The following is a 26,833-nucleotide window of genomic DNA, read 5'->3' on the forward strand; positions in this document are numbered from 1 at the left end:
CTCCGTTGCGGGCGGCCAGGGTTGGGATGATTCCGGTATGACGATCTCATCTGTGGTGCTGCGGCGGCGCGTGGCAGACCTCGAAGACGCCGTGGGCTTCTACGCGAAGCTCACGGGCGAGCCGGTCGCCCGGTTCGCCTTCGCCGGCCTGGAGCTGGCGAGCACCGGGCCGTTCCTGCTGTTCAGCGGACCCGACGAGGTCGCCGGGCGGTTCGCCGCCGTGGCGGCCACGCTGACCGTGGCCGACCTCGACGCCGCGGTGGCCGAGGCCGCCGCGGCCGGTGCCGAGGTGATCGCCGTGCCCGCCGACACCCCCAACGGCCGCCGTGCCGTACTGCGCCACCCGGACGGCGGGGTCTTCGAGTACGCCGGACCCTGACCGGGGCGCGCCCCGGCGGGGGCGCGGGGAACTGCGCGACCGGCCACAGCGGACCCGCGGTCGAGGGACGACGGCTCCCCGGGAGCGCCCCGGCCGTGCCGGCCGGTGACCCGGGCCCGCAGCCGGCCCTCCCGGCCCACCCGCGGAGCGTCAGGTCTGGGCGTGCCGGGTCAGGAACGCGCCGACGCGCGGGGAGCGCTGGTGGGGGACCAGGGTGCGGGCCGTGCCCGCCAGCATCGACCGGATCCGGGTCGAGCGGACCTCGGCCAGCAGGTCCAGGACCCGCCCGCCCGCCCAGGCCGCCTCGTCGGGCGCGCCCGCCCGGGCCAGGTCGTCGGCGAGCTCCGCCGTGTAGAGGGCGACGTTCCGCGCGAAGTGCGGGTCCTGGAGGTCCGCCGCCCGCCGGGCGTGCCGGGCCGCGCGGGCGTGTTCCCCGAGGGCGGCCCAGCAGCGGGACTCCAGCGACTCCAGCTCGGCCTCGCCGAAGAAGGACATCCACTCCGGGTCGGCGGCCGACTCGCCCCGCGCGAAGTCCGCGTGCGCCCGGGCCAGGGACTCCTCGCACGCCCTGCGGTCCCCGAGGCCCGCCCAGCCGCCCGCCTCCCGCAGGGCCAGCAGCGCCAGCAGCCGCGGTGAGCCCAGCGAGCGGGCCGCGCGCCGGCCCGCCTGGGCGGCCCGTACCGATTCGCGGTGGCGGCCGCGGTCCCGGGCCAGGAAGGCCATGTTGCTGAAGGCGTGCGCCTCCAGGGCCGCGTTGCCCGAGACCCGGGCGGTGGCCAGGGCCTCCGCGTAGTGCGAGCGGGCGTCCTCGAAGCGGCCCGAGTCGTGCGCCAGCCAGCCCACCGAGACGGCCAGCTCCCCGGCCCCCGCGTGCAGCCGGTCCTCGGTGGACTGCCGGGTGGCCCCCGCGTCGAGCAGCGCGTACGCGGTCTTCAGGGGCTGGGCCGCCCGCCGGTAGAGGGCGTCGGCGCCGTGCCGGTCGTCGAGCAGCCGGATCTGCCGCACCGCGTCCTCGACGGCGGCGGCCTCGGCCTCCCCGGCGCGGGAGGGGATCCTGCGGGCGTCGCCGAGCAGGGTGAGGCTGAGCGTCGCGGCCGCCACGGTCGCGGAGCCGCCCGTCATGAACGCGCGGCGCAGCACGTCGTTCTCCTTGGAACGCTGGACGAGGTGGGTGAAGACCGGCGGCGCCGGCAGCGCGCGCTGCGCCCCCCGGCCGCGCACCGCCTCGCGCGGGGAGAAGCCGAGGTCGGCCAGGGTGCGGCCGGGGAACATCTGGAGGAAGACCCGTTCGTAGGCGTAGTTGGGGCAGCGGATCTCGCCCGACTCGACCCGGCCGATGTAGCGGGCGTCGCAGGAAACCGTTTCGCCGATCTCCCGGGCCGCGCGGCGGACCATGGCCGCGAACTCGGCGGGGGAGTGCTGTCCGCGCAGTCGGCGGAAGGAGGAGTTGGGTGAGTGGGGGGACGCCGCCATCGACGTGTGCCTCTCTGGACGATCCCGGGTTTCCCGCAGGAAGCAGGACCCCGTCGATCCCTGTCGGTCTCGCTCCGGAGTCAGGGCTCCGGCGCGCATGAACGTACCGCCAGCGACGGGTGCTTCACGCGGTGTTTGGCTACAAAACGGATATCTCACCCGCGATCCGCCATGAACTGCCATCCTTTGCGGCGTCTTGCCGCCGCACCCGTTGACGCTTCCGTGCGTTGAACCCATGCGGATACGGATCGAGGAGGGGTTCCCCTTGGTGGAGGCCGGCATGGACAGCATCGGAACGAACACCGCGCCCGGACCCGGCGCGACCTCCCCGGCCCCGGCTCCGGACCTGGTGACCGTGCCCACCCGCCAGGGCCTGGAGGCGGTGGACATCATCCGGCGCGGCGCCGGCCTGGCCGCCCCCGGCGTCGGCCCGGTCCTGCACGACGGCTCCGGCGACACCCTCGGCTTCCTCGTCCCGCCCGGCACCGCCGACGCCTGGGACCTGCCCGGCAGTGCCTGTACGCAGACCAACGGGCGGGGCATGCGCTTCGGCGACCTCGCCGCCGCGCCCACGGCGGGCGGTACGGGCTGGCTGCTGCCCCCCGATGCAGTGGGGCCGGTCACCGACCCCGAGGTGCTGCGCGCGGCGCTGGGCGAGGCGGCCCGGCTGATCGAGGCGGCCGACAACTGTCGGTGATGCCCTGGCCAGCGATAATGGGGGCGTGGCAGGTAAAGGCAAGGGCAGCAGGGGCAGCAGGGGCGGCGCGATACCGGCCGCCGGACCGGTCGCCGGGCAGGTGGGCGGCGGTCTGGCCGAGCTGGCCCCGGACCGCGAGCGCTCGCGCGCCTGGACCCTGCTGATCGACGGCGCCCCGCAGTCCCACGTGGACCTGGACGACCCCGGGTACCTGGACTTCGCGTACCAGCGCCGGATCGGCCACCTCATCGACCTGATCGCGCCCGCCCGGCAGCCCCTGAACGTGGTGCACCTGGGCGGCGGCGCCTTCACCCTGGCCCGCTACACCGCCGCCGCGCGCCCCCGCTCCACGCAGCAGGTGGTGGAGGTGGACGGGGCCCTGGTGGCCTTCGTACGGGAACACCTGCCGCTGGACCCCCAGGCGCGGATCCGCGTACGGGCCGTGGACGCGCGGGCGGGGCTCGCGAAGGTGCCGGACGGCTGGGCGGACCTGGTCATCGCGGACGTGTTCAGCGGGGCGCGCACCCCGGCCCACCTGACCAGCGGGGAGTTCCTGGACGAGGTGCGCCGGGCGCTGGTGCCCACCGGCTGGTACGTGGCCAACCTGGCGGACGGCCCGCCGCTCGCGCACCTGCGGGGCCAGGTCGCGACGGCCGCCTCGCGGTTCGCGGAGCTGGCGCTGGCGGCGGATCCCGTCGTCTGGCGGGGGAAACGTTTCGGCAATGCGGTGCTGGTGGCCTCCGACCGGGAGCTGCCCCTGGCGGAGTTCACCCGCCGCGTGGCGAGCGACCCGCACCCGGGCCGGGTCGAACACGGCCGCGCCCTGGCCGACTTCACGGGCGGGGCCACCCCGGTGAAGGACGCCTCCGCCGTCCCCTCCCCGCAGCCGCCGCCCTCGGTCTTCCGCTAGGGTCCCCGAGTCCCTACGGGTCGACGGTCTCCACCATCGGCGGGTGGTCGTGCCAGGTGCAGAACACCGACACCTCGCGGCCGCCCTGGGTGAAGGTGACCCGGATCCAGAAGTCCTGCTTCCACACCTGCATCCGCCAGCCCGCCTCCGGCGTCGCCGAGACCAGCCCGGCCGAGGTGGCCCCGAGGTCGAAGACGACCCGGCCGCCCGACACCGAGTAGCTCTTCACCGTGCCGGACCCGCCGCCCTGACCGCCCTCCGGATACGGGCTCCGGCCGGGCGCCGGCGACTGCTTCGACCGCGCGGGCGGCGAGGGAGCGGCCCCGGCCCGGTCCGGCGCGGACGCCGAGGGGGACGCGGACGGGGAACCGGAGGGCGAGGGCAGCGGATCCGGCCCCGGGGTGGCGGAGGACGACGGCGCGGCGTCCGGCGCCCTGACCGTCAACGGCACCGCGCGCGGAGGATCGTAGGCCGTACCGGACATGACCGTGTGCACACCCCACCACGACAGGGTCACGGCGGCCGCGGTCGCCAGCACCCAGGCCATGGCATGTACAGGTCCTCGTCGCATCAGGGCACATACTGCACCACACGTCACAGAGGCGTCCCCGCGCCTCCCCGGGTCCCCCGGATGGACTACGGTGCGCCCATGGCTAGTGTGCTCGTGGTCGAGGACGACCAGTTCGTACGTTCCGCCCTCATCCGGCACCTGACCGAGGCCTCCCACACCGTGCGGAGCGTCGGCACGGCCCTGGAGGCCCTGCGCGAAGTCGCCCACAACCGCTTCGACGTGGTCATCCTCGACCTCGGACTGCCCGACCTCGACGGCTCCGAGGCCCTGAAGATGCTGCGCGGCATCACCGACGTGCCGGTCATCATCGCCACCGCCCGCGACGACGAGGCCGAGATCGTCCGCCTCCTCAACGACGGCGCCGACGACTACCTGACCAAACCCTTCTCCGTCGAGCACCTCTCCGCCCGCATGGCCGCCGTCCTGCGCCGCGCCCGGGCCGCCGCCGGCGCCGAACCGCCCTCCCGCGTCCTGCGCGTGGGCGGTCTCGCCATCGACCCGCTGCGCCGCCAGGCCGAGCTCGACGGCGCCGTACTCGACCTCACCCGCCGGGAGTTCGACCTGCTGGCCTTCCTCGCCGGCCGGCCCGGCGTGGTCGTGGCCCGGCGGGAGCTGCTCGCCGAGGTCTGGCAGCAGTCCTACGGCGACGACCAGACCATAGACGTGCACCTGTCCTGGCTGCGCCGCAAACTCGGCGAGACCGCCGCCCGGCCCCGCTACCTGCACACCCTGCGCGGCGTCGGCGTGAAACTGGAGCCGCCGAGGTGAGAGCGGGGCGGACGCAGTGAGATGGGCGCTGGTCAAGGTGTGCCTCGCGGTCACCACCATGGTGGTGCTGGCCTTCGCCGTGCCGCTGGCGATGGTGGTGCGGGAGATGGCCAGCGACCGGGCCTTCTCCAACGCCGAACGGCAGGCCGCCACCATGGGGCCGACCCTCTCCATCACCACCGACCCCGCACAGCTGCGCCGGGCCGTGGAGTCCACCGAGATGGGCGCCGCCGGACGGATGGCCGTGCACGTCCCCGCGATCGGCGGCGCGGCGGCCGTGGACATCGGCGACGGCCGCGCCGGCGCGCAGGCGGTCGCCCAGACCCGCTCCCTGGGCCGGGCGACCACCGCCCGCGTCCCCGGCGGGGGTTCGGCCCTGCTCCAGCCCATCGCCCTCGGCTCCGGGGACATCGCCGTCATCGAGATCTACGTACCGGAGAGCGAGGTCAGCAACGGGGTCACCACCGCCTGGCTGGTCCTCGGCAGCGTCGGACTCGCCCTCGTCGTCGGCTCGGTGGCCGTCGCGGACCGGCTCGGCGCCCGTCTGGTGCGCCCCGCCGAACGGCTCGCGGACGCCGCCCACCAGCTGGGGGAGGGCAGGCTCGGGGCGCGGGTGCCGGAGGACGGCCCGAAGGAACTCCGCTCGGCGGCCGTCGCGTTCAACTCGATGGCGGACCAGGTCGTGGAGCTCCTCGCCAACGAGCGGGAGCTCGCCGCCGACCTCTCGCACCGGCTGCGCACGCCCCTGACCGTGCTGCGGCTCAACGCGGCCTCCCTGGGGGACGGCCCGGCCGCCGAGCACACCCGGGCGGCGGTGGAGCAGCTGGAGCGGGAGGTCGACACGATCATCCGTACCGCCCGGGAACAGCGCCCGCCCGCCAGCACCGCCACCGCCGGCTGCGACGCCTCCGAGGTGATCCGCGACCGGATGGCCTTCTGGTCGGCGCTGGCGGAGGACGAGGGCCGCGAGGTCCGGCTCGCGGGCGTGGACCGCACCGTGCGCATCCCGGTGGCCCGCCCCGAGCTGGCGGCCGCGCTCGACGCGATGCTCGGCAACGTCTTCCGGCACACCCCGGAGGGCACCCCCTTCGCGGTGGACGTGCACGACGCCGGGGACGCCGTCATCGTCCTCGTCTCGGACGGCGGCCCCGGCATCGCCGACCCGGACGCGGCCCTGCGCCGCGGCAACGACGGCGCCCGCGACGGCTCGACGGGGCTGGGCCTGGACATCGTGCGGAGGGTCGCCGAGTCCACCGGCGGCGACGTGCGGCTCGGGCGCTCGGTGCTCGGCGGGAACGAGGTGCGGGTGTGGATCGCACTGGACGGCCGGGCCCGCGGCGGTGAGGGCGGCCGCCGCGCCCGCCGCAAGCGGCGCGGCGCCTGATCCGCCCCGGACGGACCCCGCCAGGGCGGCGCCGACGGCGTCCCCGGAATCCGGGATCTTGGACGGAGACGTTCCGCCGAGCCGTGGAATACCGTACGGATCGCGCCAGTTGGGGGCCGGTACGCGCCGGTCCCCTTAGCGGCCGCATCCCGCGACCGGCACGTGCAGAACCGATCCTGATGGGACATCCACATGCGCTACGCAGTTCTCGGCACCGGCGTCGTCGGCCGTACGGTGGCCGCCCGGCTGGCCTCCCTGGGCCACGAGGTGGTCATCGGCACCCGCGACCCGGAGTCCACCCTCGCCCGCGCCGAGTACGCCGACTGGCAGGCCGCCCACCCCGCGATCGGCCTCGCGGGCTTCCCGCAGGCCGCGCGGGACGGCGAAGTCCTGGTCAACGCCACGGGCGGCCGGGTCAGCGTCGACGCCCTGGGCGAGGCCGACCCGGCCGACCTGGACGGCAAGGTCCTCATCGACATCGCGAACCCGCTGGACTTCTCCCAGGGCTTCCCGCCCGTCCTGGACCCGGCCAACGACGACAGCCTCGGCGAGCTGATCCAGCGCACCTTCCCGCGGCTGCGCGTGGTCAAGACCCTCAACACCATGAACTGCCAGATCATGGTGGACCCGGCCCGGGTGCCGGGCGAGCACACCGTCTTCCTCTCCGGCGAGGACGCCGACGCCAAGAAGACCGTCCACGACCTGCTGGGCTCCTTCGGCTGGCCGGACCGCGCCATCCTCGACCTCGGCGGCATCGAGACCGCGCGCGGCACCGAGATGCTGCTCCCGGTGTGGCTGCGCGTGATGGGCGCCCTGGGGCACTCGGAGTTCAACTTCCACATCCAGACGGCCGGCGGCGCCCCCTCCGCCTGACCGCCGCCCCGCTCCGCCCCGCTCCGCCGGACGGGGGCGCAAATGTTGCCGCGCCCCCGCCCCGCGCCGAGGGTGGCCGTGACGGAAGGAGCCACGCATGAGAGTCATGCTCAGGGCCCACATGGACACGGCCGCCACCAACGAGGGCATCAGGAGCGGGGCCCTGCCGCAGGCCATCAGGACCCTGATGGACAAGGTCAAGCCCGAGGCGGCCTACTTCGGCCTCCACGAGGGCGTGCGTTCCTGCTGGATCGTCTTCGACCTCCAGGACAGCGCGAAGCTGCCGCCGCTCCTGGAGGACCTCTTCCTCCAGTTCAACGCGGAGCTGGAGGTCGCCCCGGTCATGAACGCGGAAGACCTGGCGAAGGGTCTGGCCGAGATGAAGACGTCCCCGTAAGGCCCGCGCCCGCCGAGGCCGTCGCCGTCGCCGTCGCCGACGACGCCGACGGCCCGAACCGGACCCGCCCCGCGGCCGCCAGCCCCAGCAGCGCCGACGCGGCCACCGCCCCGCAGGACACGGCGAACGCGGCCCGGTACCCGTACGCGGCGGCCAGCGGCCCGGCCGCCGCCGCGGCGAGGGCCTGACCGACGATCAGGCCGCTGCCCAGCACGGTCATGGCCTCGCCCATCCGCTCCGCCGGGCCGGTCCGCTCGACCAGCCCGAACAGCGCGATCAGGTGCGGGGCCACGGCCAGCCCGATCCCCGCCACGGCGGCCGCCGCACCCCACAGCCCGGACACCGCGAGCAGCGGCAGGGTGAGCAGCGCCTGGATCCCGACGGTCCACCGCAGCCGCACCGGCAGGTCCGCGCTCCCGGGCCGGGCCACGGTCACCAGGCCGGCGACGGAGCTGGTCACCGCCATCCCGGCCCAGATCAGCCCGGCCGCCCCGCCCTCGCCGAGCGAGCCGGCCAGCGCGTTGACGCCCGTGTTGGCCCCGCTGAACGCGGCTCCCTGGAGCACGGCCATCGTGAACAGCAGGGCCAGCCCCGGCGACCACAGCCGTACGCCGGCCCGCGCGCCCGCCGCCGCGACCGGCCCGGGCGCGCTCGGGTGCAGGGCGAACAGCGTCCCCGACACCAGGATCAGGACCGCCGCCAGCACCAGCGCCGAGGCCGGGTGCACGGTCACCGCGAGGATCCCCGCCAGCGCCGGCCCCACCACGAAGCCGACCTCGTCGAGGGTGGTGTCGAAGGACAGCGCGGAGCCCAGCAGGGCCCGGTCCTCCCCGGCCAGCCGCGCCCACCGGGCCCGCGCCAGCGGCCCCACCTGCGGGACGGTCAGCCCGGCCGCCACCGCCAGCGCCATGCGGGCCGCCAGCGGCAGCCCGGCCAGCACGGCGGCGACCAGGGCGCACAGCACGGCGGAGTTCGCGGCGCAGGCGACGAGCAGCACCGGGCGGTGGCCCCGCCGGTCGGCCAGCCTCCCGATGACCGGGCCGCCCAGGGCCTGCCCCAGCCAGAGCGCCGACGCGACCGCGCCGGCGTCGCCGATGCCGTCGCGGTCGTTGATGAGCAGCAGCGTGCCGATGGGGCAGAGCGCGGCGGGCAGCCGGGCGAGGAAGGCGTGGACGGGCAGGGCGCGCCCGCCGAGGGCGAACACCCCGCGGAACCCCGCGGGAGCGGTCCCGGCCCGGGGCCGGGACGTGGTGGAACGGGACATGGGGGCAGCCTCCAGCCGCACGCCGACCCTCCCGTTTCTCCGGCGCGCACCGTTGCCCGTCGGCCGTGACGGTAGCCACGGAACGCCCGCTTCGGAAGCCCCCGCGCGCACGGGCCGTCGGGGTCCGCCCACGGGGTAGATTCGCAGCGGGAGGCAGCCATGAACGGTCACGGGCGCGGGCGGGGACGGCCGACCCTGGAGGAGGTCGCCCTGCGGGCCGGCGTCGGGCGCGGCACCGCCTCCCGGGTGGTCAACGGCTCGCCGGGGGTCAGCGAGCGCGCCAGGGCGGCCGTCGAGGCCGCCGTCGCCGAGCTCGGGTACGTCCCCGACCGCGCGGCCCGGGCGCTGGCCGCCGACCGGGCCGGGGCCGTCGCCCTGGTGCTGCCCGAGCCGCAGTCGCCCCTGCTCACGGAGCCCTGCTTCGCCGGTGTGCTGCGCGGTGCCGCCGAGGCGCTGGCCGGGGCCGGGGTGGAGCTGGTCCTCGCCCTCGGGGGCGGTGCGCCGGCGCTGTCCGGGCACCGGGTCGACGGGGTGCTGCTGCCGGCGTCGGGCGCGGTGGAGCCGCCGCCGGGGATCCCGGCGGTGGTCGGTGGCCGCGGGTCGGGCGCCGGGACGCTGCCGAGCGTGGACTGCGACCACCTGGGGGGCGCCGCCGAGGCGGTGCGGCACCTGCTGGGGCGGGGCCGGCGGACGATAGCCGCCATCGCGGGCCCGCCCGGGGACGAGGGGGCCGGGCGCCGCCTGGAGGGATACCGGCGGGCCCTGGCCGCGGCCGGGCATCCGCCGGACGAGCGGCTCGTCGCGGTCGGCGGCCCGGGCGAGGACGGGGGCCGGCGGGCCATGCGGGAGCTGCTGGAGCGCCGGCCCGCCCTGGACGCCGTCTTCGCCGCTTCCGACCTGCTGGCGGCGGGTGCCCGGCGGGAGCTGCGCGCGGCCGGGCGGCGGGTGCCGCAGGACGTGGCGCTGGTGGGCTTCGGCGACTCGGCGCTGGCCCGGCACCTGGACCCGCCGCTGACCAGCGTGCGGCCGCCCGCGGAGGAGCTGGGCCGGACCATGGCCCGGCTGCTGCTGGCCCGGATCTCGGGCGGCGGCTCCCGGGAGCGGGAGGAGATCGTCCTGCCGGCGGAGCTGATCGTCCGCGGGTCGACGTAGGCAGGGGAGCCAGGACCGTGGGGCCAGGAGCGTGGGGCCGGGGCCGTGGGGTGTGGCGGAAACGCAGAAGGCCCCGGTCCGCTTCCGCGTACCGGGGCCTTCCCGCAGGGTGAGTGACGGGACTTGAACCCGCGGCCACCTGGACCACAACCAGGTGCTCTACCAGCTGAGCTACACCCACCATGTCCGGTCGCAGAACGACCGGCCGAAGAAAAGGGTACAGGGTGTTGGAGGGTGCTCGCTCCACCTTTCCCCTGCGCCCCCCTCCGGAGGGACTACTCGTCCGCCACCACGTGCTTGGCGGCGATGGTGCGGGCGGTGTCCGAGTCGGGTCCGGGCTGCGGCACGAAGACCGCCTCCCGGTAGTAGCGCAGCTCGGCGATGGACTCCTTGATGTCCGCGAGCGCCCGGTGGTTGCCGTTCTTGGGCGGGCTGTTGAAGTAGGCGCGCGGGTACCAGCGGCGCGCCAGTTCCTTCACCGAGGACACGTCCACGATCCGGTAGTGCAGGTGGCTCTCCAGCGCGGGCATGTCGCGCGAGAGGAACCCGCGGTCGGTGCCGACCGAGTTTCCGCACAGCGGGGCCTTGCGCGGTTCCTTCACGTGCTCCCGCACGTACGCCAGGACCTGGGCCTCGGCGTCGGCGAGGGTCGTGCCGGCGGCCAGCTCGTCGAGCAGGCCGGAGGCGGTGTGCATCTCGCGCACCACGTCCGGCATGGTCTCCAGGGCAGCGTCCGGCGGGCGGATCACGATGTCCACGCCTTCGCCGAGCACGTTGAGCTCCGAGTCGGTGACCAGTGCGGCCACCTCGATAAGTGCGTCGTCCGTCAGCGAGAGCCCGGTCATCTCGCAGTCGATCCACACCATGCGATCGTTCATGCGCCCCACCTTATGCCGAAGGTCCCCTGCACCGGTGCTCTACCGGTGCAGGGGACCTCCTCGCTCGTCCGCGGACGGCTACGCGTGCTCGCGCAGCACCCGGCTCGGGGCGTACAGCTCGGTCACGCTCGGGCCGGAGGCGGCCAGGGCCGCCGCGGCCCGCTGGGGCTGCGGGGTGCGCTGGTGCGGCACCGGCGAGCCCTGCATCTCCGACACCGGCGCGTCGGCCTGGGGCCGGCGGGCGCGGTAGGCGGAGCGGTAGGCGGCCGGGGAGGAGCCCAGCTGCCGCCGGAAGTGGCCGCGCAGGGCTACCGGCGAGCGGAAGCCGCAGCGTCCGGCGACCTCGTCGACCGAGTAGTCGGAGGTCTCCAGGAGCCGCTGTGCCTGGAGCACCCGCTGGGTGATCAGCCACTGGAGCGGCGCGCTGCCGGTGAGCGAGCGGAACCGCCGGTCGAAGGTGCGCCTGCTCATGTAGGCGCGGGCGGCCAGCGTCTCCACGTCGAACTGCTCGTGGAGGTGCTCCAGTGCCCAGGCGACGACCTCGGCGAGCGGGTCGGCGCCGATCTCCTCGGGCAGCGACCGGTCGAGGTAGCGCTCCTGGCCGCCGGTGCGGCGCGGCGGGACGACGAGCCTGCGGGCCAGGGCCCCGGCCGCCTCGCTGCCGTGGTCGGTGCGCACGATGTGCAGGCACAGGTCGATTCCGGCCGCGGTGCCCGCGGACGTCAGCACGTCGCCGTCGTCGACGAACAGCTCGCGCGGGTCGACGTGGACGGACGGGTAGCGCTTGGCCAGCGTCGGCGCGTACATCCAGTGCGTCGTCGCGGGCCGGCCGTCCAGCAGCCCGGCGGCGGCGAGCACGAAGGCTCCCGTGCACAGGCCGACGATCCGGGCGCCTTCCTCGTGCGCCAGCCGCAGCGCGTCGAGCGCTTCCGGCGGCGGCGGTGAGGTGATGGAGCGCCAGGCCGGAACGACGACCGTGCCTGCCCGGGCGATCGCCTCCAACCCGTACGGCGCGGTCAGTTCGAGTCCGCCGGTGGTCCGCAGCGGACCGTCCTCCCCGGCGCACACGAGCAGTCGGTAGCGTGGAACTCCCGCGTCCTGCCGGTCGATCCCGAACACGGACAGCGGAATGGAACTCTCGAAGATCGGCCCGCCGCTGAACAGCAGCACGGCGACGATCTCCCTGCGACGACGCCCCGCGAGCTTCCGGCCCGCGTCTGCGACGACAGCGGCGGTGGAATCCTGGCTCATGGCGCTAAGCCCCCCTTGGGTGTCGCGACTCCTTGGTCTGGTCGCACCTGCACGTTTCCCCTCGGCCTTGCACGTGGATCCCCCGCCGTAAATACATGATCGAATCTACTGCGTCCCGTGGTGTCGGCGTGACAAGTTCAGCACGCAGCGCTATGTCGACTTGGCAACTTGGCGAAAAGCATTCGATCAGGAAGCGTTCCACTCCGCTACCCGACGGGGAAGCCCGCGATCCGGCCGTGGCCAGTACTCATGGGGTCGAATCGTCCCCTGTCGCCCGTAGTCGCTGGTGGTAGGGGGGTTGGGGGGACATTCCGGCAAGGGAAGCACAGGGTCCGGAAGTTGGCTGAAAACAACCGGGTGTGTACGTGCGAATCGGTCAGTCGTGAGGGGATGTGCCGCCGGAACCGTGGCAACCGCGGTGCGAACCGGCCCCGGTGCGGGAGTGCCGGCCGCGGTGCCCGGACGGAAGCGGATCCTCCGACAGGACGCGGGCCGCGGCCCGCTCGGTCTTCTCCGAGTGCCGCAGCAGCACCCGGCAGGCGGCCGTGACGGCCGTCAGCCCCAGGGTCGCCACGGCGGCCCCGCCGTACGAGGTCCCGTAGACCACCAGGACGACCGGCACGAGCAGGCAGCTGAAGGCCGCCCAGCGCACCACGTCACCCGCCGGGTCGTCGTGCACCCGTCCGGCGGACTGCACGGACGGGTGAAGCGGAGCGCGCGCGGAGGACGGCGCGGACCGGGCGGACCGGGCGGACCGCGTCATCGGAGCGGGCTGGACGGGCTGGACGGGGTGAACCGGATGGCCGGGCACGGCGTACTCCCTGCGGGCTCTTCCTGGACGGTCGGACTCTTGTCCAACGCCCCGGTACGGGCCTCGGTCACTGCGCGCACGGGTGGCGCAAGGGCCTCTCGTCACTGGCTGTAGGGGACAGCTGCCATTGCCAAGGCGCCCGCGCTCCGGCATGCTCCCTGGGACGCTCTCCAAGGGCGGCATGCCCTGTGCAGGACAGGAGTGTCGCCGTACCCTGGTGGGTAAGGGCTTGGAAAGATGCTTCCAGGACGGAGTCCGGTCACGCTGCGTCGTCAAAAACGCTCGTGGTGCGGGCCTCCGTCGTCAGAAGATCCGAGTCGCCGAAACCGTCCCTGTCGCTTCCCCCGAGGACTCCTCCCCGAGACATCATGGCCGGTCACGAATTCCCCGAACCCGCGGACCGCAAGCGCAAGCACCTCGCCGATTCCGTATCGAGCGACCTGCGCGCGGTGGAACAGACGCGCCATCCCTGCGACCCGGCCTTCCGGCACGGCGTGGTGGTGGGCTTCGACGGCTCCACGTCCAGTGAGCGCGCCCTGGCCTACGCGATCGGCATGGCCCGGCGCTCCGGTTCCGGTCTGATCATCGTGCACGTCGCGAACCGGCTGCCCACCACGGTGTGGGCCGGCTGCGAGCCGCCCGTCTTCGTGGACGTCCCCGACCACCGCACCGAGGTGCTCGGTCTGGAGCTGGCCTGCGCGGACTACCTGTCCGAGGTGCCGTGGATCCTCGTCGAGCGCGGGGGTGACATCTGCCACGAGCTGGAGGAGGTCGGCCGGGAGTACTCGGCGGACGCCATCGTGGTGGGCTCCACCCACGGGATCGTCGGCCGGATCTTCGGCTCGGTCGCGGGGCGGCTGGCGAAGCGGGCGCAGCGACCCGTTGTTGTCATTCCGTAACCCACTGTATGCCGATTGTGCGGTTGTGAACCCCCTTGTAAAGGGTAGATAAATGCTGCTGGGACGCAGCAAACAACTGCAGATCGAAGGGAGCCCGCCGTGGACAATGGTGTCTCTGCGGGAAGCACGGCCTCGACTTCGACCCTGGGGAACATCGCCCTGGGTCTCACCCTTCTCGCGTTCGGTATCGGCCACACGGGTGTCCTCTCGGGCGTGACCGCCGCCAACTCCGTGTCGCTCGCCATGTACGTCGGCGGCGCGGCCCTCTTCCTCCTCGGCCTCCTGGAGTACCGCGGCGGCAACGGGTTCAACGGCACCGCCTTCGCGGGCCTCGGCATCTTCTGGTTCACCTGGGCCAAGGGCGCGGGTGCCTCGGTCTCCGACGAGGCGGCCGGAACGTTTCTGGTCCTCTTCGCGATGCTCGCGCTGACCCTGACGCTCGCCGCGTCGAGCGGGCTGTTCGGCCAGGGCGTCTACGCCCTGCTGACCCTCTCCCTCCTCCTGCTGGCGATAGCCGCGTTCGCGGACAGCGCCGGTCTGGCCAAGGCGGGCGGCTGGGTCGCGGCCGTGTCCGGGCTGCTGGCCTGGTACGGGGCCACGGCCGCGCTGGCCAACTGGCCGATGGCGCTGGGCAGGAGCTCCGGACGGGCGGTCGCCGCGGGCTGACGGGCCCGGACCGCGCGGGAGCGCGAAGGGGTGCCACCGGAGTTCCGGTGGCACCCCTTCCACGTGCCCGGGGTCCCCGCCGTCAGGCGCCCGCCCGCCACGGGAGCGGAGCCAGGTCGGGCTCGGTCCAGGCCGTCCTCGCCTGCTCGGAGCCGAGCAGCTCGGAGCTGTAGAAGCGCTTCGGCAGCTCCTTGTCCAGCAGTTCGGGGAAGAGGGCGGCGAACTCCTCGAAGTCCTGGGCGGGTTCCCGCCCCGCCGGCCCCGGCTGCGCCGCGCGATGGCCCACCAGCTCCACCCAGAGGCGGGTGAGGGTCGCGTGGAACTTGCCCGGCACGCCCGCCCGGGTCGCGGTGCGCAGGATCCCCTCGCCGACCAGGTCCACGGTCGCCGCCGCCCCGTGGCGGCGTACGGCCAGCCAGGTCAGGTGGACGTGCTCGCGGTGGCCGAACCGGCCGGTGGCGGCCGTGGCCTCGGCCATCAGTTCCTCGAAGCGGCCGGGCGTGGTCATGGGGCTCCTCTTTCGGGGGAAGGGGGACGGCCCCCGGGGGGTTCCCCGGGGGCCGTCGCACGTGCGCTGCGGTGACTACTCGACCGTGACGGACTTCGCCAGGTTGCGCGGCTTGTCGATGTCCCGGCCCAGGGCCAGGGCGGTGTGGTACGCCAGCAGCTGGAGCGGGATGCCCATCAGGATCGGGTCCAGCTCGTCCTCGTTCTTGGGCACGAGGATGGTGTGGTCGGCCTTCTCCTGCTCGCGGTGGGCGACGGCCAGGATCCGGCCGCTGCGGGCCTTGATCTCCTCCAGCGCCGCGCGGTTCTTCTCCAGCAGGTCGTCGTCCGGGACGATCGCGACCGTCGGCATGGCCGGCTCGATGAGGGCGAGCGGGCCGTGCTTCAGCTCGGAGGCCGGGTAGGCCTCGGCGTGGATGTAGGAGATCTCCTTCAGCTTGAGGGAGGCCTCCAGGGCGACCGGGTAGCCCCGGACGCGGCCGATGAACATCATCGACTTGGCGTCGGCGTACTCGGCGGCGAGGCGCTTGATGTCCTCCTCGCCCTTGAGGATCTCCTCGATCTGCGCGGGCAGCTTGCGCAGGCCGTCGATGATCCGCTTGCCGTCGGTGACCGACAGGTCCCGGATCCGGCCGAGGTGCACGGCGAGCAGCGCGAAGGCCACCACCGTGTTGGTGAAGCACTTGGTGGAGACGACGCAGACCTCGGGGCCGGCGTGCACGTACACGCCGCCGTCGGCCTCGCGGGCGATCGCGGAGCCGACCACGTTGACCACGCCGAGGACGCGGGCGCCCTTGCGCTTGAGCTCCTGGACGGCCGCGAGCACGTCGTACGTCTCGCCCGACTGGGAGACGGCGATGTACAGGGTGTCGGGGTCCACGACCGGGTTGCGGTAGCGGAACTCGGAGGCCGGCTCGGCGTCGGCGGGGATGCGGGCCATGCTCTCGATGAGGCCGGCGCCGATCAGACCGGCGTGGTACGAGGTGCCGCAGCCCAGGATCTTGACCCGGCGGATGCCGCGCGCCTCGCGCGGGTCCAGGTTCAGGCCGCCCAGGTGGACGGTGTTGAAGCGGTCGTCGATCCGGCCGCGCAGCACGCGGTCGACCGCGTCGGGCTGCTCGGAGATCTCCTTGTGCATGTAGGTGTCGTGGCCGCCCATGTCGTAGGAGGCGGCCTCCCACTCCACGGTCTCCGGGGTGGCGGTGGTCGTCGTACCGCTGGTGGTGTAGGTGCGGAAGTCGTCGGCCTTGAGGGTGGCCATCTCGCCGTCGTTGAGGGTCACGACCTGGCGGGTGTGCGCGATCAGGGCGGCCACGTCGGAGGCGACGAGCATCTCCTTCTCGCCGATGCCGAGGATGACCGGGGAGCCGTTGCGGGCGACGACGATGCGGTCGGCGAAGTCGGCGTGCATGACGGCGATGCCGTAGGTGCCCTCGATGACCTTGAGCGCCTCGCGGACCTTCTCCTCCAGGCTGTCGGCCTGGGAGCGGGCGATCAGGTGGGTGATCACCTCGGTGTCGGTCTCGGACGCGAAGACGACGCCCTCGGCCTCCAGCTTGGTGCGCAGCTCGGCGGCGTTGTCGACGATGCCGTTGTGGACGACGGCGACCTTGTTCTCGGGGTCCAGGTGCGGGTGCGAGTTGGTGTCGCTCGGGGCGCCGTGGGTGGCCCAGCGGGTGTGGGCGATGCCGGTGGTGCCGGCGAAGCGCTTGGGGACGCGGGCCTCCAGGTCGCGGACGCGGCCCTTCGCCTTGACCATCTTCAGCGCGGCGGCCTTCGGGCTGTTGACGACGATGCCGGCGGAGTCGTATCCGCGGTACTCCAGTCGTGCCAGGCCTTCGAGCAGCAGCGGCGCCACGTCGCGCTTGCCGATGTAACCGACGATTCCGCACATACGGTGTTGCCCCTCCTGAGGTTCGGTGGTCGTGCTCTTCCCCGCGCGGCCCGTCCGGGCGCGCCGTCCCGGCCCCTGTCAGCCGTAGACGATGCGGCGCAGCTGCCGGAGCGAGAGCTCCGGTGGCGCCACGGCGCGGTGCGGCAGTTCGGCCGCGATCCGCTCGAAGATCTCGGCGTTGACCGCGCCTCCCGACTGCAGCTCGCGGTGGCGGCGGCGGACGAACTCCTCCGTCGTCTCGTTGAAGTAGGCGAGCACGTCCAGTACCACCCGGGCGGCTTCTCCGCGCTGCAGCGCGGTGCTGCGCACCAGGTGGTCGACGAGGTCGTCATGCGACGAGCGGCGATCGAGCACCAGTAGATATTGACTGTCCAAGGAGTGAAACGCAAAGATCCTGCCCGATATCGGGCAGGATCTAGCTGGTCTGGACCAGGGAAGGGGATATTCCGGTACTCCGTGGTCAGAAACGACCCAAAATCGCCGCCTTCGCCGCCGAGAACTCGTCGGCGGTGAGGATCCCCGACTGGTGCAGCTCGCCCACCTCGCGCAGCCGCCGCAGCAGGGTGTCGTGGTCCGCGGGCTCGCCCGCCAGCGCCGGGGCCGCGTCCGCGAGAGGCAGCGGCCGCGCCGGCTCGGGAGCGGGAGCCGCCGGATGGGGCATCCGTACCGCCACGGCCGCCGCGACCAGCGCCATCAGCGGGTCCTTCTTGAAGCCGAAGAGCTCCACCGTGCAGCGGTCGTACTTGGGCGCGGACGCGGGAGGGGCGCCCTCCAGGGTGAACCGCAGCCACCCGTTGTCCAGGCCCTTCGAGGGGGACCAGTCCACCGTGCGCACGTCCGCGACCCGGAACTCGCACGGGCCGCCCGAGCGCTTGGCCTCCTCCGTGGTCCAGTTCCAGTCCAGCACCACCCGGTCGCCGTCGAAGGAGGCCGTGGCGTCACCCGCGCCGAACGACAGCGGCACCGGCGGCCCCGGCATCAGGTACGCGTCGCACGGCCCCGGATCCACCTGGTCCAGCAGCAGGGCGTTGCGGACCTCGTCCACGAAGTACTCCGCGACGCCGCTGCGGTCCGACTCCACCGACAGCCGGTACGGGTCCGAGGCCTCCGGCAGCCGCCCGCCCGTCACCTGTACCAGCGGGTCCGCCCCGTCCCGCAGCCGCAGCCGCAGCCGGCCCGCCTTGCGCCCCGGCTCGTAGCTGATCCCCCCGATCGCGCGCAGCGGCACGACCACCTCGCCCAGGTGCTGCCGGAGCAGCCCCACCCCCTTGTCGCGGCCCGGCACGATGCGCACCGTGTCCCCGTCGAAGGTCCAAGTACCGTCCTTCTGGATGATTTCCGCCATCCGGTGATTCTCCCACCGCCATGTGCGGCCCGAGTGGGGGCCGTTTGGCCTATACCTGGGCGGATGAGAGCCCTGCGCCGCACGCTCGCCGCCCTCCTCGTCCTGGGTACCGCCGTCTCCTGCACGCCGGCCCGCGGCGACGACGCCAAGCCCCCGCACGCTTCCGCCGTCCTCACCCCCTACGAACGGCTCCTGCCGGCGCCGGTCTCCGCGCGGGCCTCGGGCGGTGCCGGGTACGCCTTCGGGCCGGGCACGGTCATCCGTACCGGGCCGGGCTCCCCGGAGGAGGTGCGGCAGGTCGGCGAGCTCCTCGCGGAGCAGCTGCGCGCGGCAGGCGGGCTGCCGCTGCCGGTGGTCGACGGGGAGGAGGGGGACGGGATCCGGCTGCGGCTGGACACCCGGGCCCGGGAGCTGGGCGCGGAGGGCTACCGGCTGCGGACCACCCCCTCCGGGGTCACCCTGACCGCGTACGCCCCGGCGGGCCTCTTCCGCGGCGGGCAGACGCTGCGGCAGCTGCTGCCGGTGCGGGGCGCGGGCGAGGTCCCGGGGGGCGACGTCACGGACGCGCCGCGCTTCGCGTACCGGGGCGCGATGGTCGACATCGCCCGCCACCACTTCCCCCTCGAACAGGTCAAGCGGTACGTCGACCAGCTCGCCCAGTACAAGATCAACACCCTGCACGTGCACCTCACCGACGACCAGGGCTGGCGCATCGCCGTCGACTCCTGGCCGCGCCTGGCGGCGTACGGCGGCGGCAGCGAGGTCGGCGGCGGCCCGGGCGGCCACTGGACCAAGGACGAGTACCGGGACCTCGTCGCCTACGCGGCCCGCCGCTACGTCGACGTGGTCCCGGAGATCGACATGCCCGGCCACGTCAACGCCGCCCTGGCCTCCTACGCGGAGCTGAACTGCGACGGCAGGGCCCCCGAGCGCTACACCGGGATCAAGGTCGGCTTCAGCTCGCTGTGCGTCGGCAAGGAGCGCACGTACGAGTTCATCGACGACGTCCTCGGCGAACTGGCCGCCCTCACCCCCGGCCGCTACCTCCACATCGGCGGCGACGAGGCCCACTCCACCCCGGCGGCGGACTACACGGCCTTCATGGACCGCGCCCAGGCGGTGGTGGCCAGGCACGGCAAGACGGTGGTGGCCTGGCACCAGCTCGCGAACGCCCGCCCGGCACCGGGCGCGGTCCTCCAGTACTGGGGGACCGACAAGACGGCGGCGGCGGAGAAGTCGGCGGTCGCGGCGGCCGCCCGCGCGGGCCACCCGCTGATCCTCTCCCCGGCGGACCGCGCCTACCTGGACATGAAGTACGACAAGGAGACGAAGCCGGGCCTGGCCTGGGCCGGCTACGTCCCGGTGCAGCGCTCCTACTCCTGGAACCCGGGCACCCACCTCCCGGACGTCCCCGAGTCCGCGGTCCTGGGTGTGGAGGCCCCCCTGTGGACGGAGACCATCGCCACCCGAGCCGACTGGGAACTGATGGCCTTCCCCCGCCTCCTCGGCATCGCGGAACTCGGCTGGTCCCCGGCCGCGTCCCTGGACTGGCCCGCGTACCGCTCCCGCCTGGCAGCCCAGTCCCCCCGCCTGGCCGCCCAGGACACGGCGTACTACCGGGCACCGGAGGTGCCCTGGGAGTAGCCGCCGCCGACGGGGCTGTCGCCGGCCCGTGCAACGATCTGCGGAAGCGGTCGAGGCCGGCCGGCGGGAGCCAAGGGGGTAGTTGCGGGTGGGATCTGACGAGGAGTGGGCTCAACTGCGGGCGGCGCCGGCCGCGCGGCCGCTCACGTTGAACGAGGCCGTCGAGGCGGCCAGGCCCCTTGCCGAGCACGCGTTCTCCGACGGGCCGTGGACGCTCGTCATGCAGCCGGAGCTCAGCGAAGAGCATGAGCTGGCCTGGATCATCAGGGTCGATTCACAGGAGAGCATCGACACGGGGGACCCGTGGGCGGGGCCCATGACGAAGGTGGTGCTCGTACCCAAGGACGGGGCGCCGGTCCACTTCCCGCCGAGCCACATGCCGATCGACGATTACCTCGCCTTCGCGCGCCACGGAGGCTGGGAGACCGCGGGCAAGGGGAGGACCGTCAGGGCCGAGCCGTGGCAGCAGGCGCTCGAGTGGCTTCTGGACACCTATCGCGGGCTCGTCGAGCTGGTGGGGATCGAGCCGGTGGCCGAGGACGCGGGCACCTGGCTGTTCGCCTGCAGGACGATCGAGCAGCCGGGCTACCCGCGGACACCCATGCTGACCGCCTCCGTCGTGGTGCCCAAGGATGACGGAGAGCCCTTCCACCCGGCCTCGGACGACCCGTGGGGGGACGCGGCGGCCTACACCCGGACCGGAGTCGAGCCGGACCGCGAGACCCAGGCCCGGCGGCTGAACTCGCGGGGCTGTGTCGTCGCCGTGGCCGCCGCCATCGCCGGGGCGCCGTCGAGTCCGCTGCCCTGGAGTCCCTCGCACGAGGCGCCCGGGTGGTGGGAGCTGCTGCTCAAGCGGTACTTCCCGACCGCCGAGCAGCTGCGGTGCGGGAGCTGGGACGAGGTGATCCGGCGGGCCCAGGAGACCGGGTCGGACACCCAGGGCGTGGTGTGGGTGCGCCGGGCGATCGGCGGCACCGAGGTCAGCGGGCACCTGCTGTACGTGCACAACAACGACGGCAGTGTGGTGTTTCTCGACGGCATGACCGGCGGGCTCGCCCGGCTCGACACCGCGAGCGTGCTGGAGCTGGTGTTCGCGCGGTTCCGGCCCGGGGCGCCGCAGTCCGCCGAGGACTTCGGGGCGGCGCGGGCGAAGGCCGAGGCGTGGTTGGGGCAGGTGTACGAGGTGCCCGTCGAGCTGGTGGCGCCTGATCCGGCGGACGAGACGGTCCGGGGCTGGCTGTTCGCCTGCCAGACCACCGCCGCGCTGCGGACGGGGGACTGGCGGCACTCGATGCTCGACGCCGCGCTGGTGGTGCCGAAGGGGCCGGGGGCGCCGTTCCTGCTGCCCAACTCCGACCCGTGGGGGTTCTTCGCCCGCTGGGACCGGGGCGAGGCGGCCGGGCCCACGCCCGAGCCGGGGAAGGCCGACTGGTTCGCCTCGACGATGGGGCAGCTGGGGCCGGTCATGCAGGTGTCCGAGTTCCCGACGGTCGCCGCCTCCGTCCAGGCGCTCGCGGCCCTGCCTGCCGGGGGCCGCGCCCTGGTGTGGGTGCGCCGGCTGGACGGGCGGGGGCGGGAGTCCACCGGTCTGCTGCTCACCGGTCTGCGTTCCGAGGCCGGCTTCGTGGGGCTCGTGGACGGTTCGGCGGAGGAGTTCAGGAGCCTCGACGGGCTCCGGGAGTCCGGGGTCCGGGTCGTCCGCTACCGCTGAAGGAGGCCCGGGACGGCCTGACGCCGGGGCCGCGAAGAGGGCCTTGGGCTTCGCGGCCCCGGCGTCGGGGCTGGGGGGCGGGTGCGGCTTCGAGGGACCGTATCGAAGCCGCACCCGCCTCCTTTGATCACCGCCGCGCGAAGGGCGCGACGGGGTTCTTGAGGGTGCCGATCAGCTGGAGGGCCGCCGCCGGGTCGGCGAGGTCGACCATCTGCTTGTTGTTGCGCAGCTGGAGGCGGTTCAGGCAGGACAGCTGGAACTCCTCCGCGAACAGGTCGTACTGCGCGAAGCGGTCCGCCAGGGCGGGCGCCGAGTCCTGGTAGTCGTGGGCGCAGTCCGCCACCGCCTTCCAGAACACCTCCTCCGTGCAGATGCCCTCGGACACGAGGATCGAGCCGAGGAAGCGGAAGAAGCAGTCGAAGACGTCCGTGAAGACCGACAGCAGCTTCATGTCCTCCGGGATGTCCGCGCGGACGCGCTCCACCGCCGGCGGGAGGACCGCGTCCGGGTCCATGACCACGATCTCCTCGGCGATGTCCTTGAAGATCGCCCGCTGGACGACGCCGTCCTTGATCACCAGGATCGTGTTCTCGCCGTGCGGCATGTACGCGAGGTCGTACTGGTAGAAGCAGTGCAGCAGGGGGAGCAGGTAGGCGCGGAGGTAGGGCTTCAGCCATTCCGCCGGGGTGAGGCCCGATTCGGCGATCAGGGCGCCGACGAAGGACTTGCCGTCCGCGTCGACGTGGAGGAGCGAGGCCATCGTGGCCAGGCGCTCGCCGTCGCGCAGGGAGTTCACCGGGGACTCGCGCCACAGGGCGGCCAGCATCTTGCGGTACGGCGAGTAGCGGTTCGTCGCGCGCTCGTACTGGCGGTGGTGGTAGCCGATAGCCGCGCGCTCGCGGATGATCGAGAAGTCGACCGACTGCAGGACCTCGTCCGACTCGATCAGCTGGTGCAGCCAGTCGTTGATGGCCGGCGTGGCCTCCATGTAGGCGGCGGACAGGCCGCGCATGAAGCCCATGTTGAGGACGGAGATGGCCGTCTTGACGTAGTGCTTCGTCGGGGTGGTGGTGTTGAAGAAGGTGCGGATCGACTGCTGCGCGAGGTAGGCGTCGGAGCCTTCGCCCAGCAGGACCAGGCGGCGGTTGGCGATCTCGGCCGCGAAGGTGACCGTGGTCTTGTTCCACCACTGCCAGGGGTGGACGGGCAGGAGGTGGTAGTCCGCCAGGTCCAGGCCCAGGGAGGCCATCTTCGCCGCGAAGAGGGTGAGGGCGTCCTCGCCCAGCTCCTCGCGCATGAAGGCGTCGTGGTCCAGGCCGGCGCCCGCCGTGAAGGTGGAGACGTCCTTGCGGGCGGCGACCCACACCAGGTGGACCGGGCTCGCCGTCTCCGGGGCGTACGCGAGGTACTCGTGCACGCCGAAGCCCAGCCGGCCGTTGTTGGCGACGAAGCAGGGGTGGCCCTCCGTCATGCCCGTCTCGATGTCCTGGAAGGTGGACTTCGCGAGGGTGGCGGAGGAGAGCTGGGGCTTGGTGTATTTGAAGCCCGTGCCGGCCAGGGTGGAGGAGATCTCCTCCAGGTAGACCGGCAGGACCTCCGCGCTCAGGCCCAGGGTCTGCTGGAGTTCGATGTGGAAGTCCAGGGCGTCGAGCGGGAGCTCGGTGCCGTTGCCGTGGCGGGTGACGGACTCCTCGTCCACCGCCCAGTGGTCCAGGGCGTGCAGGGCCGAGCGGAAGCGGTACTCGACCGTGCCGTCGTCGCTGCGGACGCGGTAGAGGTCCCCGCCCAGCGGCTCGGGCGTCAGCAGGCGCTCGTGGGAGAACTCGGCGAGGGCCTTGCGGACCAGGGCGCGGTTGGCGCGGGCCCACAGCTCGGGGGAGAGGTGGGAGACGGCGTCGGCGAGGCTCATGCCGGGACTCCCGTCGTGAGGGCGGTGGCCGCCTCGAACTGGGCGCGGGTGCAGAAGCTGAGCAGGGCTTCCTTCTCCGGCTTCTGGACCGGGCCTTCGGGGACGAAGCCGACGGCCTCGTTGAGGGCGTGGACGGCCTTGTTGCGGACGTCCGGCTCGACGACGACGCGCTCCGTCGCCGGGTCGGCGAAGAGGGAGGCCATGACGGTGGTGATCACCGCGCGGGTGAAGCCGGATATGGGGGTGTCCGAGGGGGCCACCAGGAAGTGCATGCCGACGTCGCCGGGCTGCGCGTCGTACAGGCCGACCAGCTCCAGCTTCGAGGGGTCGTAGCTCTCCATCAGGAAGGCCGGGCGGCCCTCGTGGAGGCCGATGAAGGCGTGGTGGTCCTCGTGCGCGGTGATGCGCACGTACTCGCGCTCGACCTCGGTGAGGGAGGCTTCCTGCATCATCCAGAACGAGGCTTTCGGGTGGGTCACCCAGCCGTGCAGGAGTTCCGCGTCCCCGAAGGGGTCCAGGGGACGGATGGAGAAGGTCCCGAGGGCCGCGTCGGTGCGGGCGAAGAGGAGTTCAGGGGTGGTGCTCATGCGTGCATGCCTTCCGGGGCCGCGAACTGCTGGAACGCGATGGACTTCTCGACCTTGTAGTACTCGCGGCCGAGGAGCTCACCGACGATGTACGCGTTGCGGTACGCGGCCATGCCCAGGTCGGGCGAGGTGAGGGAGTGGTTGTGGGTGGTGCCGTTCTGGAGGTACACCCCGCGGCCGGTGACGTCGACGGCGTAGTTCCGGCCGGCGTCGAGGCGCCCGTGGCCGTCGAAGTTCAGCCGGTCGTGGACGGGGGCGAGGAACTCCGGCGCCACGTACTTGTAGCCCGTGGCCAGGACCAGGCCTTCGGTGGTGAGGGCGAAGTCCCGCTCCTGCTCCTCCTGGCGCAGGCCCAGCGTGTACGTGCCCGTGGTGGTGTCGTACGCCGTGCTGTTCAGGGAGGTGTTGGTGAGCAGGGTCGTGGGGACCGTGCCCGGCATGGTGACCTTCTTCTGGTAGAGCAGGTCGAAGATGGCGTTGATGAGGTCGCCGTCGATGCCCTTGAAGAGGTTCTTCTGCTGGCTCTCCAGCCGGTAGCGGGTCTCCTCGGGGAGGGCGTGGAAGTAGTCCACGTACTCCGGGGAGGTCATCTCCAGCGTGAGCTTGGTGTACTCCAGCGGGAAGAAGCGCGGGGAGCGGGTGACCCAGTTGAGCTGGTAGCCGTGTACGTCGATCTCGGCGAGGAGGTCGTAGTAGATCTCGGCGGCGCTCTGGCCCGAGCCGATCAGGGTGATCGACTTCTTCTTCTGGAGGGACTCCTTGTGCTGCATGTACGAGGAGTTGTGCAGGAAGTCCCCGCCGAGGTTCTCGCAGGACGCCGGGACGTGCGGCGGGGTGCCGGTGCCCAGGACCAGGCGGCGGGCCCGGTGGGTCTCGCCGCGGTCCGTGCGGACCTCGTACACGCCGGCGGCCTCGTCGTAGGTCACCTCGGTGACGGAGGTGGAGTACAGGACGTTGTCGAGCCGGTCGGCGGCCCAGCGGCAGTAGTCGTTGTACTCGGCGCGCAGCGGGTAGAAGTTCTCCCGGATGTAGAAGGAGTACAGCCGGTCCTTGTCCTTCAGGTAGTTCAGGAAGGAGAAGGGCGAGGTCGGGTCGGCGAGGGTGACCAGGTCCGACATGAACGGCGTCTGCAGGTGTGCGCCGTCCAGGAACATCCCGGCGTGCCACTCGAAGTGCGGCTTCGACTCGATGAACAGCCCGTCGAGCTCGTCGATCGGCGCGGTCAGGCAGGCGAGTCCCAGGTTGAAGGGACCCAGGCCGATGCCGATGAAGTCGTGGGGCTTAGCGGTGGACGGCAAGGGATTCTCCCAGGAACTGCTCGGCGTGTGCGGCGAGGAGGTCGAGGACGGCCGCGATGTCGGCCGTCGTGGTCTGCGGGTTGAGGAGGGTGAACTTCAGGTACTGCTTCCCGTCCACCTTGGTGCCGGCGACGACGGCCTCACCGGAGGCGAACAGGGCCTTGCGGGCGTGCAGCTGGGCCTCGTCGACGAGGTCGGCGCGCGTCTCGCCGGCGGGCAGGTAGCGGAAGACGAGCGTGGAGATCTGGGGCTCGACGACGACCTCGAAGCGCGGGTCGGCCGCGATGACGTCGTAGCCGGCGGCGGCGAGGTCGACGACCTGGTCGAAGAGGGAGCCGACACCGTCGGCGCCCATGATCCGCAGGGTCATCCAGAGCTTGAGGGCGTCGAACCGGCGCGTGGTCTGGATGGACTTGTCGACCTGGTTCGGGATCCGCTCCTCGGCCATCCGGCGCGGGTTGAGGTAGTCCGCGTGGTACGTGGCGTGCTTGAGGGTGTCGCGGTCGCGGACCAGCATCGCGCTGGAGCTCACGGGCTGGAAGAACGACTTGTGGTAGTCGACGGTGACCGAGTCGGCCTTCTCGATGCCGTCGAGGAGGTGCCGGCGGGTGGGGGAGACCAGCAGTCCGCAGCCGTAGGCGGCGTCCACGTGCATCCACGCGGAGTGCTCGTCGGCCAGGCGGGCGATCTCGGGGAGCGGGTCGATGGACCCGAAGTCGGTGGTGCCGGCGGTGGCGACGACGGCCATCGGGAAGAGGCCCTCGGCGGCGCAGCTCTCCAGCTCCAGGGCCAGGACCGAGGTGTCCATGCGGCGGTTGCGGTCGACGGGCACGGAGATGACGGCCTCGTAGCCGAGGCCCAGCATGGCGGCGGACTTCTGGACGCTGAAGTGGCTGGCCTCGGAGGTGAGGATGCGCAGCTTCGGCAGCAGTTCGGCCTTGGTGAGCTCGGTGCCGGCGTCGAGGGCGCGCTTCATCACGGTCCGGCAGGCCTCGTCGCGGGCCAGGAGCAGGGCGTGGAAGTTCGACTGGCTGCCGCCGGAGGTGAAGATGCCGTCCGCGCCCTCGCCGAGGCCGATGCGGCGGGCGGTCCACTCGATCAGGCGGCGCTCGATGAGCGTGCCGCCGATGGACTGGTCCCAGGTGTCGAGGGAGGAGTTGACGGCCGACAGGACCGCTTCGCCGACCACCGCGGGGATGACCACCGGGCAGTTGAGGTGGCCCAGGTAGCGCGGGTGGTGGAAGTAGACGGCGTCGCGGAGGTAGACGTCCTCCAGCTCGTCCAGGGCGGCGGTGGCGTCGCCGAGCGGCTTGTCGAGGTCGATCCCGTTGATGACCGGGGCGAGTTCGTCGACGGATATGCCGGTGTGGGGCCGCTCGGTCGTGGCGAGTTTGGCGGCGACGCGGTCGACGCCCTCGGTGACGGAGCGCCGGTAGAGGTCCGCGGTCGTCTCGTTGAGCAGATGCGAGCGCATCAACTTTCCTCCGGGCAGGGGAAGCGGGGGGACGGGTGAGGCTTGGGGTGCGAGAGTTAGGTTAGCCTAACCTTAATTCGATCACAAATGC

Annotated in this window: 26 protein-coding genes and 1 tRNA gene; 12 read left to right on the top strand and 15 right to left on the bottom strand. The window is 72.9% G+C overall.

Annotation, left to right across the window (positions count from 1 at the left end; all coding sequences use genetic code 11):
* Positions 1-37 precede the first annotated feature (37 nt).
* Positions 38-379 (top strand): VOC family protein, encoded by a 342-nt coding sequence (locus tag ACQKM2_RS08295; protein WP_427707586.1) that lies wholly within the window; start codon positions 38-40, stop codon positions 377-379.
* Positions 380-529: 150 nt separating this feature from the next.
* Here the strand turns inward: ACQKM2_RS08295 and ACQKM2_RS08300 are convergent, their stop codons facing one another.
* Positions 530-1,852, bottom strand: a complete 1,323-nt coding sequence (locus tag ACQKM2_RS08300; RefSeq protein WP_427707588.1) for a tetratricopeptide repeat protein — start codon at positions 1,850-1,852, stop codon at positions 530-532.
* A gap of 280 nt (positions 1,853-2,132) precedes the next feature.
* Here ACQKM2_RS08300 and ACQKM2_RS08305 point away from each other — a divergent pair, with 280 nt between their 5' ends.
* Positions 2,133-2,549, top strand: a complete 417-nt coding sequence (locus ACQKM2_RS08305) for a hypothetical protein (protein ID WP_427707590.1) — start codon at positions 2,133-2,135, stop codon at positions 2,547-2,549.
* A 25-nt stretch (positions 2,550-2,574) separates the two neighbouring features.
* Positions 2,575-3,459: a spermidine synthase gene (locus ACQKM2_RS08310; protein ID WP_427707592.1), complete on the top strand. Its 885-nt coding sequence runs from the start codon at positions 2,575-2,577 to the stop codon at positions 3,457-3,459.
* A 13-nt stretch (positions 3,460-3,472) separates the two neighbouring features.
* On the opposite strand, the gene ACQKM2_RS08315 is transcribed toward ACQKM2_RS08310, so the two are convergent.
* Complete coding sequence (locus ACQKM2_RS08315; RefSeq protein WP_427707594.1) at positions 3,473-4,030, bottom strand: hypothetical protein; 558 nt, start codon at positions 4,028-4,030, stop codon at positions 3,473-3,475.
* A gap of 78 nt (positions 4,031-4,108) precedes the next feature.
* Between ACQKM2_RS08315 and ACQKM2_RS08320 the strand changes: the two genes are divergently transcribed.
* The 4 genes from ACQKM2_RS08320 (at position 4,109) to ACQKM2_RS08335 (ending at position 7,452) form a co-directional block, all read left to right on the top strand.
* Positions 4,109-4,798: a response regulator transcription factor gene (locus tag ACQKM2_RS08320; protein ID WP_427707596.1), complete on the top strand. Its 690-nt coding sequence runs from the start codon at positions 4,109-4,111 to the stop codon at positions 4,796-4,798.
* Between the two features lie 16 nt (positions 4,799-4,814).
* Positions 4,815-6,182 (top strand): sensor histidine kinase, encoded by a 1,368-nt coding sequence (locus ACQKM2_RS08325; RefSeq protein WP_427707598.1) that lies wholly within the window; start codon positions 4,815-4,817, stop codon positions 6,180-6,182.
* A gap of 192 nt (positions 6,183-6,374) precedes the next feature.
* The gene (locus tag ACQKM2_RS08330) at positions 6,375-7,055 is read left to right on the top strand and encodes an NADPH-dependent F420 reductase (RefSeq protein ID WP_427707600.1); all 681 of its coding nucleotides are present in this window, start codon (positions 6,375-6,377) and stop codon (positions 7,053-7,055) included.
* A 97-nt stretch (positions 7,056-7,152) separates the two neighbouring features.
* Entirely contained in the window at positions 7,153-7,452 is a 300-nt protein-coding gene (locus ACQKM2_RS08335; protein WP_427707602.1) for a hypothetical protein, read from the top strand.
* On the opposite strand, the gene ACQKM2_RS08340 is transcribed toward ACQKM2_RS08335, so the two are convergent.
* Positions 7,397-8,716, bottom strand: a complete 1,320-nt coding sequence (locus tag ACQKM2_RS08340) for an MFS transporter (protein ID WP_427707604.1) — start codon at positions 8,714-8,716, stop codon at positions 7,397-7,399. The genes ACQKM2_RS08335 and ACQKM2_RS08340 overlap by 56 nt on opposite strands.
* 159 nt (positions 8,717-8,875) lie before the next feature.
* Here ACQKM2_RS08340 and ACQKM2_RS08345 point away from each other — a divergent pair, with 159 nt between their 5' ends.
* Entirely contained in the window at positions 8,876-9,868 is a 993-nt protein-coding gene (locus tag ACQKM2_RS08345; RefSeq protein ID WP_427707605.1) for a LacI family DNA-binding transcriptional regulator, read from the top strand.
* A gap of 108 nt (positions 9,869-9,976) precedes the next feature.
* Here the strand turns inward: ACQKM2_RS08345 and ACQKM2_RS08350 are convergent.
* From ACQKM2_RS08350 to ACQKM2_RS08365, 4 genes are all read right to left on the bottom strand, one after another.
* Positions 9,977-10,049: transfer RNA gene (locus ACQKM2_RS08350), tRNA-His, on the bottom strand.
* Between the two features lie 94 nt (positions 10,050-10,143).
* Positions 10,144-10,746, bottom strand: coding sequence for an oligoribonuclease (gene orn / locus ACQKM2_RS08355; protein WP_427707607.1), 603 nt, complete (start codon positions 10,744-10,746; stop codon positions 10,144-10,146).
* 78 nt (positions 10,747-10,824) lie between these two features.
* Complete coding sequence (locus ACQKM2_RS08360; protein ID WP_427707609.1) at positions 10,825-11,997, bottom strand: helix-turn-helix domain-containing protein; 1,173 nt, start codon at positions 11,995-11,997, stop codon at positions 10,825-10,827.
* Between the two features lie 376 nt (positions 11,998-12,373).
* Complete coding sequence (locus tag ACQKM2_RS08365; RefSeq protein WP_427707780.1) at positions 12,374-12,760, bottom strand: hypothetical protein; 387 nt, start codon at positions 12,758-12,760, stop codon at positions 12,374-12,376.
* Positions 12,761-13,176: 416 nt separating this feature from the next.
* On the opposite strand from ACQKM2_RS08365, the gene ACQKM2_RS08370 reads away from it, so the two are divergent.
* Both ACQKM2_RS08370 and ACQKM2_RS08375 read left to right on the top strand, forming a co-directional pair.
* The gene (locus tag ACQKM2_RS08370; protein WP_007264195.1) at positions 13,177-13,707 is read left to right on the top strand and encodes a universal stress protein; all 531 of its coding nucleotides are present in this window, start codon (positions 13,177-13,179) and stop codon (positions 13,705-13,707) included.
* 99 nt (positions 13,708-13,806) lie between these two features.
* Positions 13,807-14,373, top strand: a complete 567-nt coding sequence (locus ACQKM2_RS08375; RefSeq protein WP_362461763.1) for an acetate uptake transporter — start codon at positions 13,807-13,809, stop codon at positions 14,371-14,373.
* Between the two features lie 82 nt (positions 14,374-14,455).
* On the opposite strand, the gene ACQKM2_RS08380 is transcribed toward ACQKM2_RS08375, so the two are convergent.
* From ACQKM2_RS08380 to ACQKM2_RS08395, 4 genes are all read right to left on the bottom strand, one after another.
* Complete coding sequence (locus ACQKM2_RS08380) at positions 14,456-14,881, bottom strand: hypothetical protein (RefSeq protein ID WP_427707612.1); 426 nt, start codon at positions 14,879-14,881, stop codon at positions 14,456-14,458.
* A gap of 75 nt (positions 14,882-14,956) precedes the next feature.
* The gene (gene glmS / locus ACQKM2_RS08385; RefSeq protein ID WP_427707615.1) at positions 14,957-16,774 is read right to left on the bottom strand and encodes a glutamine--fructose-6-phosphate transaminase (isomerizing); all 1,818 of its coding nucleotides are present in this window, start codon (positions 16,772-16,774) and stop codon (positions 14,957-14,959) included.
* A 78-nt stretch (positions 16,775-16,852) separates the two neighbouring features.
* Entirely contained in the window at positions 16,853-17,128 is a 276-nt protein-coding gene (locus ACQKM2_RS08390) for a hypothetical protein (protein WP_427707617.1), read from the bottom strand.
* 106 nt (positions 17,129-17,234) lie between these two features.
* Positions 17,235-18,119: a DUF4429 domain-containing protein gene (locus tag ACQKM2_RS08395; protein ID WP_427707618.1), complete on the bottom strand. Its 885-nt coding sequence runs from the start codon at positions 18,117-18,119 to the stop codon at positions 17,235-17,237.
* A 63-nt stretch (positions 18,120-18,182) separates the two neighbouring features.
* Here ACQKM2_RS08395 and ACQKM2_RS08400 point away from each other — a divergent pair, with 63 nt between their 5' ends.
* Entirely contained in the window at positions 18,183-19,763 is a 1,581-nt protein-coding gene (locus ACQKM2_RS08400; RefSeq protein ID WP_427707620.1) for a beta-N-acetylhexosaminidase, read from the top strand.
* Positions 19,764-19,851: 88 nt separating this feature from the next.
* The gene (locus tag ACQKM2_RS08405) at positions 19,852-21,474 is read left to right on the top strand and encodes a YrhB domain-containing protein (protein ID WP_427707623.1); all 1,623 of its coding nucleotides are present in this window, start codon (positions 19,852-19,854) and stop codon (positions 21,472-21,474) included.
* Between the two features lie 127 nt (positions 21,475-21,601).
* On the opposite strand, the gene ACQKM2_RS08410 is transcribed toward ACQKM2_RS08405, so the two are convergent.
* The 4 genes from ACQKM2_RS08410 to ACQKM2_RS08425 are packed head-to-tail and all read right to left on the bottom strand — an operon-like array spanning position 21,602 to position 26,742.
* Positions 21,602-23,383: an IucA/IucC family protein gene (locus tag ACQKM2_RS08410; protein ID WP_427707625.1), complete on the bottom strand. Its 1,782-nt coding sequence runs from the start codon at positions 23,381-23,383 to the stop codon at positions 21,602-21,604.
* Positions 23,380-23,970 carry a GNAT family N-acetyltransferase gene (locus ACQKM2_RS08415; protein ID WP_427707628.1) on the bottom strand — a complete coding sequence of 197 codons (591 nt, stop codon included), beginning with the start codon at positions 23,968-23,970 and terminating at the stop codon, positions 23,380-23,382. Before ACQKM2_RS08415 ends, ACQKM2_RS08410 begins: the two co-directional genes overlap by 4 nt.
* A complete protein-coding gene (locus ACQKM2_RS08420; RefSeq protein WP_427707630.1) occupies positions 23,967-25,268 on the bottom strand; it encodes a lysine N(6)-hydroxylase/L-ornithine N(5)-oxygenase family protein in 1,302 nt (433 codons plus the stop codon). Before ACQKM2_RS08420 ends, ACQKM2_RS08415 begins: the two co-directional genes overlap by 4 nt.
* The gene (locus tag ACQKM2_RS08425) at positions 25,252-26,742 is read right to left on the bottom strand and encodes a pyridoxal phosphate-dependent decarboxylase family protein (protein ID WP_427707632.1); all 1,491 of its coding nucleotides are present in this window, start codon (positions 26,740-26,742) and stop codon (positions 25,252-25,254) included. Before ACQKM2_RS08425 ends, ACQKM2_RS08420 begins: the two co-directional genes overlap by 17 nt.
* Between the last annotated feature and the right edge of the window lie 91 nt (positions 26,743-26,833).

Source organism: Streptomyces sp. NPDC004126 (assembly GCF_050275515.1).
Classification (GTDB): Bacteria; Actinomycetota; Actinomycetes; order Streptomycetales; family Streptomycetaceae; genus Streptomyces.

What these genes read in the sequence shown, in the direction of transcription:
- ACQKM2_RS08340 (WP_427707604.1), bottom strand. Translation starts at nt 8,716, where the DNA reads ATGTCCCGTTCCACCACGTCCCGGCCCCGGGCCGGGACCGCTCCCGCG.
- ACQKM2_RS08330 (WP_427707600.1), top strand. Translation starts at nt 6,375, where the DNA reads ATGCGCTACGCAGTTCTCGGCACCGGCGTCGTCGGCCGTACGGTGGCC.
- ACQKM2_RS08415 (WP_427707628.1), bottom strand. Translation starts at nt 23,970, where the DNA reads ATGAGCACCACCCCTGAACTCCTCTTCGCCCGCACCGACGCGGCCCTC.
- ACQKM2_RS08305 (WP_427707590.1), top strand. Translation starts at nt 2,133, where the DNA reads ATGGACAGCATCGGAACGAACACCGCGCCCGGACCCGGCGCGACCTCC.
- ACQKM2_RS08370 (WP_007264195.1), top strand. Translation starts at nt 13,177, where the DNA reads ATGGCCGGTCACGAATTCCCCGAACCCGCGGACCGCAAGCGCAAGCAC.
- ACQKM2_RS08335 (WP_427707602.1), top strand. Translation starts at nt 7,153, where the DNA reads ATGAGAGTCATGCTCAGGGCCCACATGGACACGGCCGCCACCAACGAG.
- ACQKM2_RS08345 (WP_427707605.1), top strand. Translation starts at nt 8,876, where the DNA reads ATGAACGGTCACGGGCGCGGGCGGGGACGGCCGACCCTGGAGGAGGTC.
- ACQKM2_RS08425 (WP_427707632.1), bottom strand. Translation starts at nt 26,742, where the DNA reads ATGCGCTCGCATCTGCTCAACGAGACGACCGCGGACCTCTACCGGCGC.
- ACQKM2_RS08360 (WP_427707609.1), bottom strand. Translation starts at nt 11,997, where the DNA reads ATGAGCCAGGATTCCACCGCCGCTGTCGTCGCAGACGCGGGCCGGAAG.
- ACQKM2_RS08395 (WP_427707618.1), bottom strand. Translation starts at nt 18,119, where the DNA reads ATGGCGGAAATCATCCAGAAGGACGGTACTTGGACCTTCGACGGGGAC.
- ACQKM2_RS08410 (WP_427707625.1), bottom strand. Translation starts at nt 23,383, where the DNA reads ATGAGCCTCGCCGACGCCGTCTCCCACCTCTCCCCCGAGCTGTGGGCC.
- glmS (WP_427707615.1), bottom strand. Translation starts at nt 16,774, where the DNA reads ATGTGCGGAATCGTCGGTTACATCGGCAAGCGCGACGTGGCGCCGCTG.
- ACQKM2_RS08365 (WP_427707780.1), bottom strand. Translation starts at nt 12,760, where the DNA reads ATGACGCGGTCCGCCCGGTCCGCCCGGTCCGCGCCGTCCTCCGCGCGC.
- ACQKM2_RS08295 (WP_427707586.1), top strand. Translation starts at nt 38, where the DNA reads ATGACGATCTCATCTGTGGTGCTGCGGCGGCGCGTGGCAGACCTCGAA.
- ACQKM2_RS08315 (WP_427707594.1), bottom strand. Translation starts at nt 4,030, where the DNA reads ATGCGACGAGGACCTGTACATGCCATGGCCTGGGTGCTGGCGACCGCG.
- ACQKM2_RS08400 (WP_427707620.1), top strand. Translation starts at nt 18,183, where the DNA reads ATGAGAGCCCTGCGCCGCACGCTCGCCGCCCTCCTCGTCCTGGGTACC.
- ACQKM2_RS08300 (WP_427707588.1), bottom strand. Translation starts at nt 1,852, where the DNA reads ATGGCGGCGTCCCCCCACTCACCCAACTCCTCCTTCCGCCGACTGCGC.
- orn (WP_427707607.1), bottom strand. Translation starts at nt 10,746, where the DNA reads ATGAACGATCGCATGGTGTGGATCGACTGCGAGATGACCGGGCTCTCG.
- ACQKM2_RS08380 (WP_427707612.1), bottom strand. Translation starts at nt 14,881, where the DNA reads ATGACCACGCCCGGCCGCTTCGAGGAACTGATGGCCGAGGCCACGGCC.
- ACQKM2_RS08320 (WP_427707596.1), top strand. Translation starts at nt 4,109, where the DNA reads ATGGCTAGTGTGCTCGTGGTCGAGGACGACCAGTTCGTACGTTCCGCC.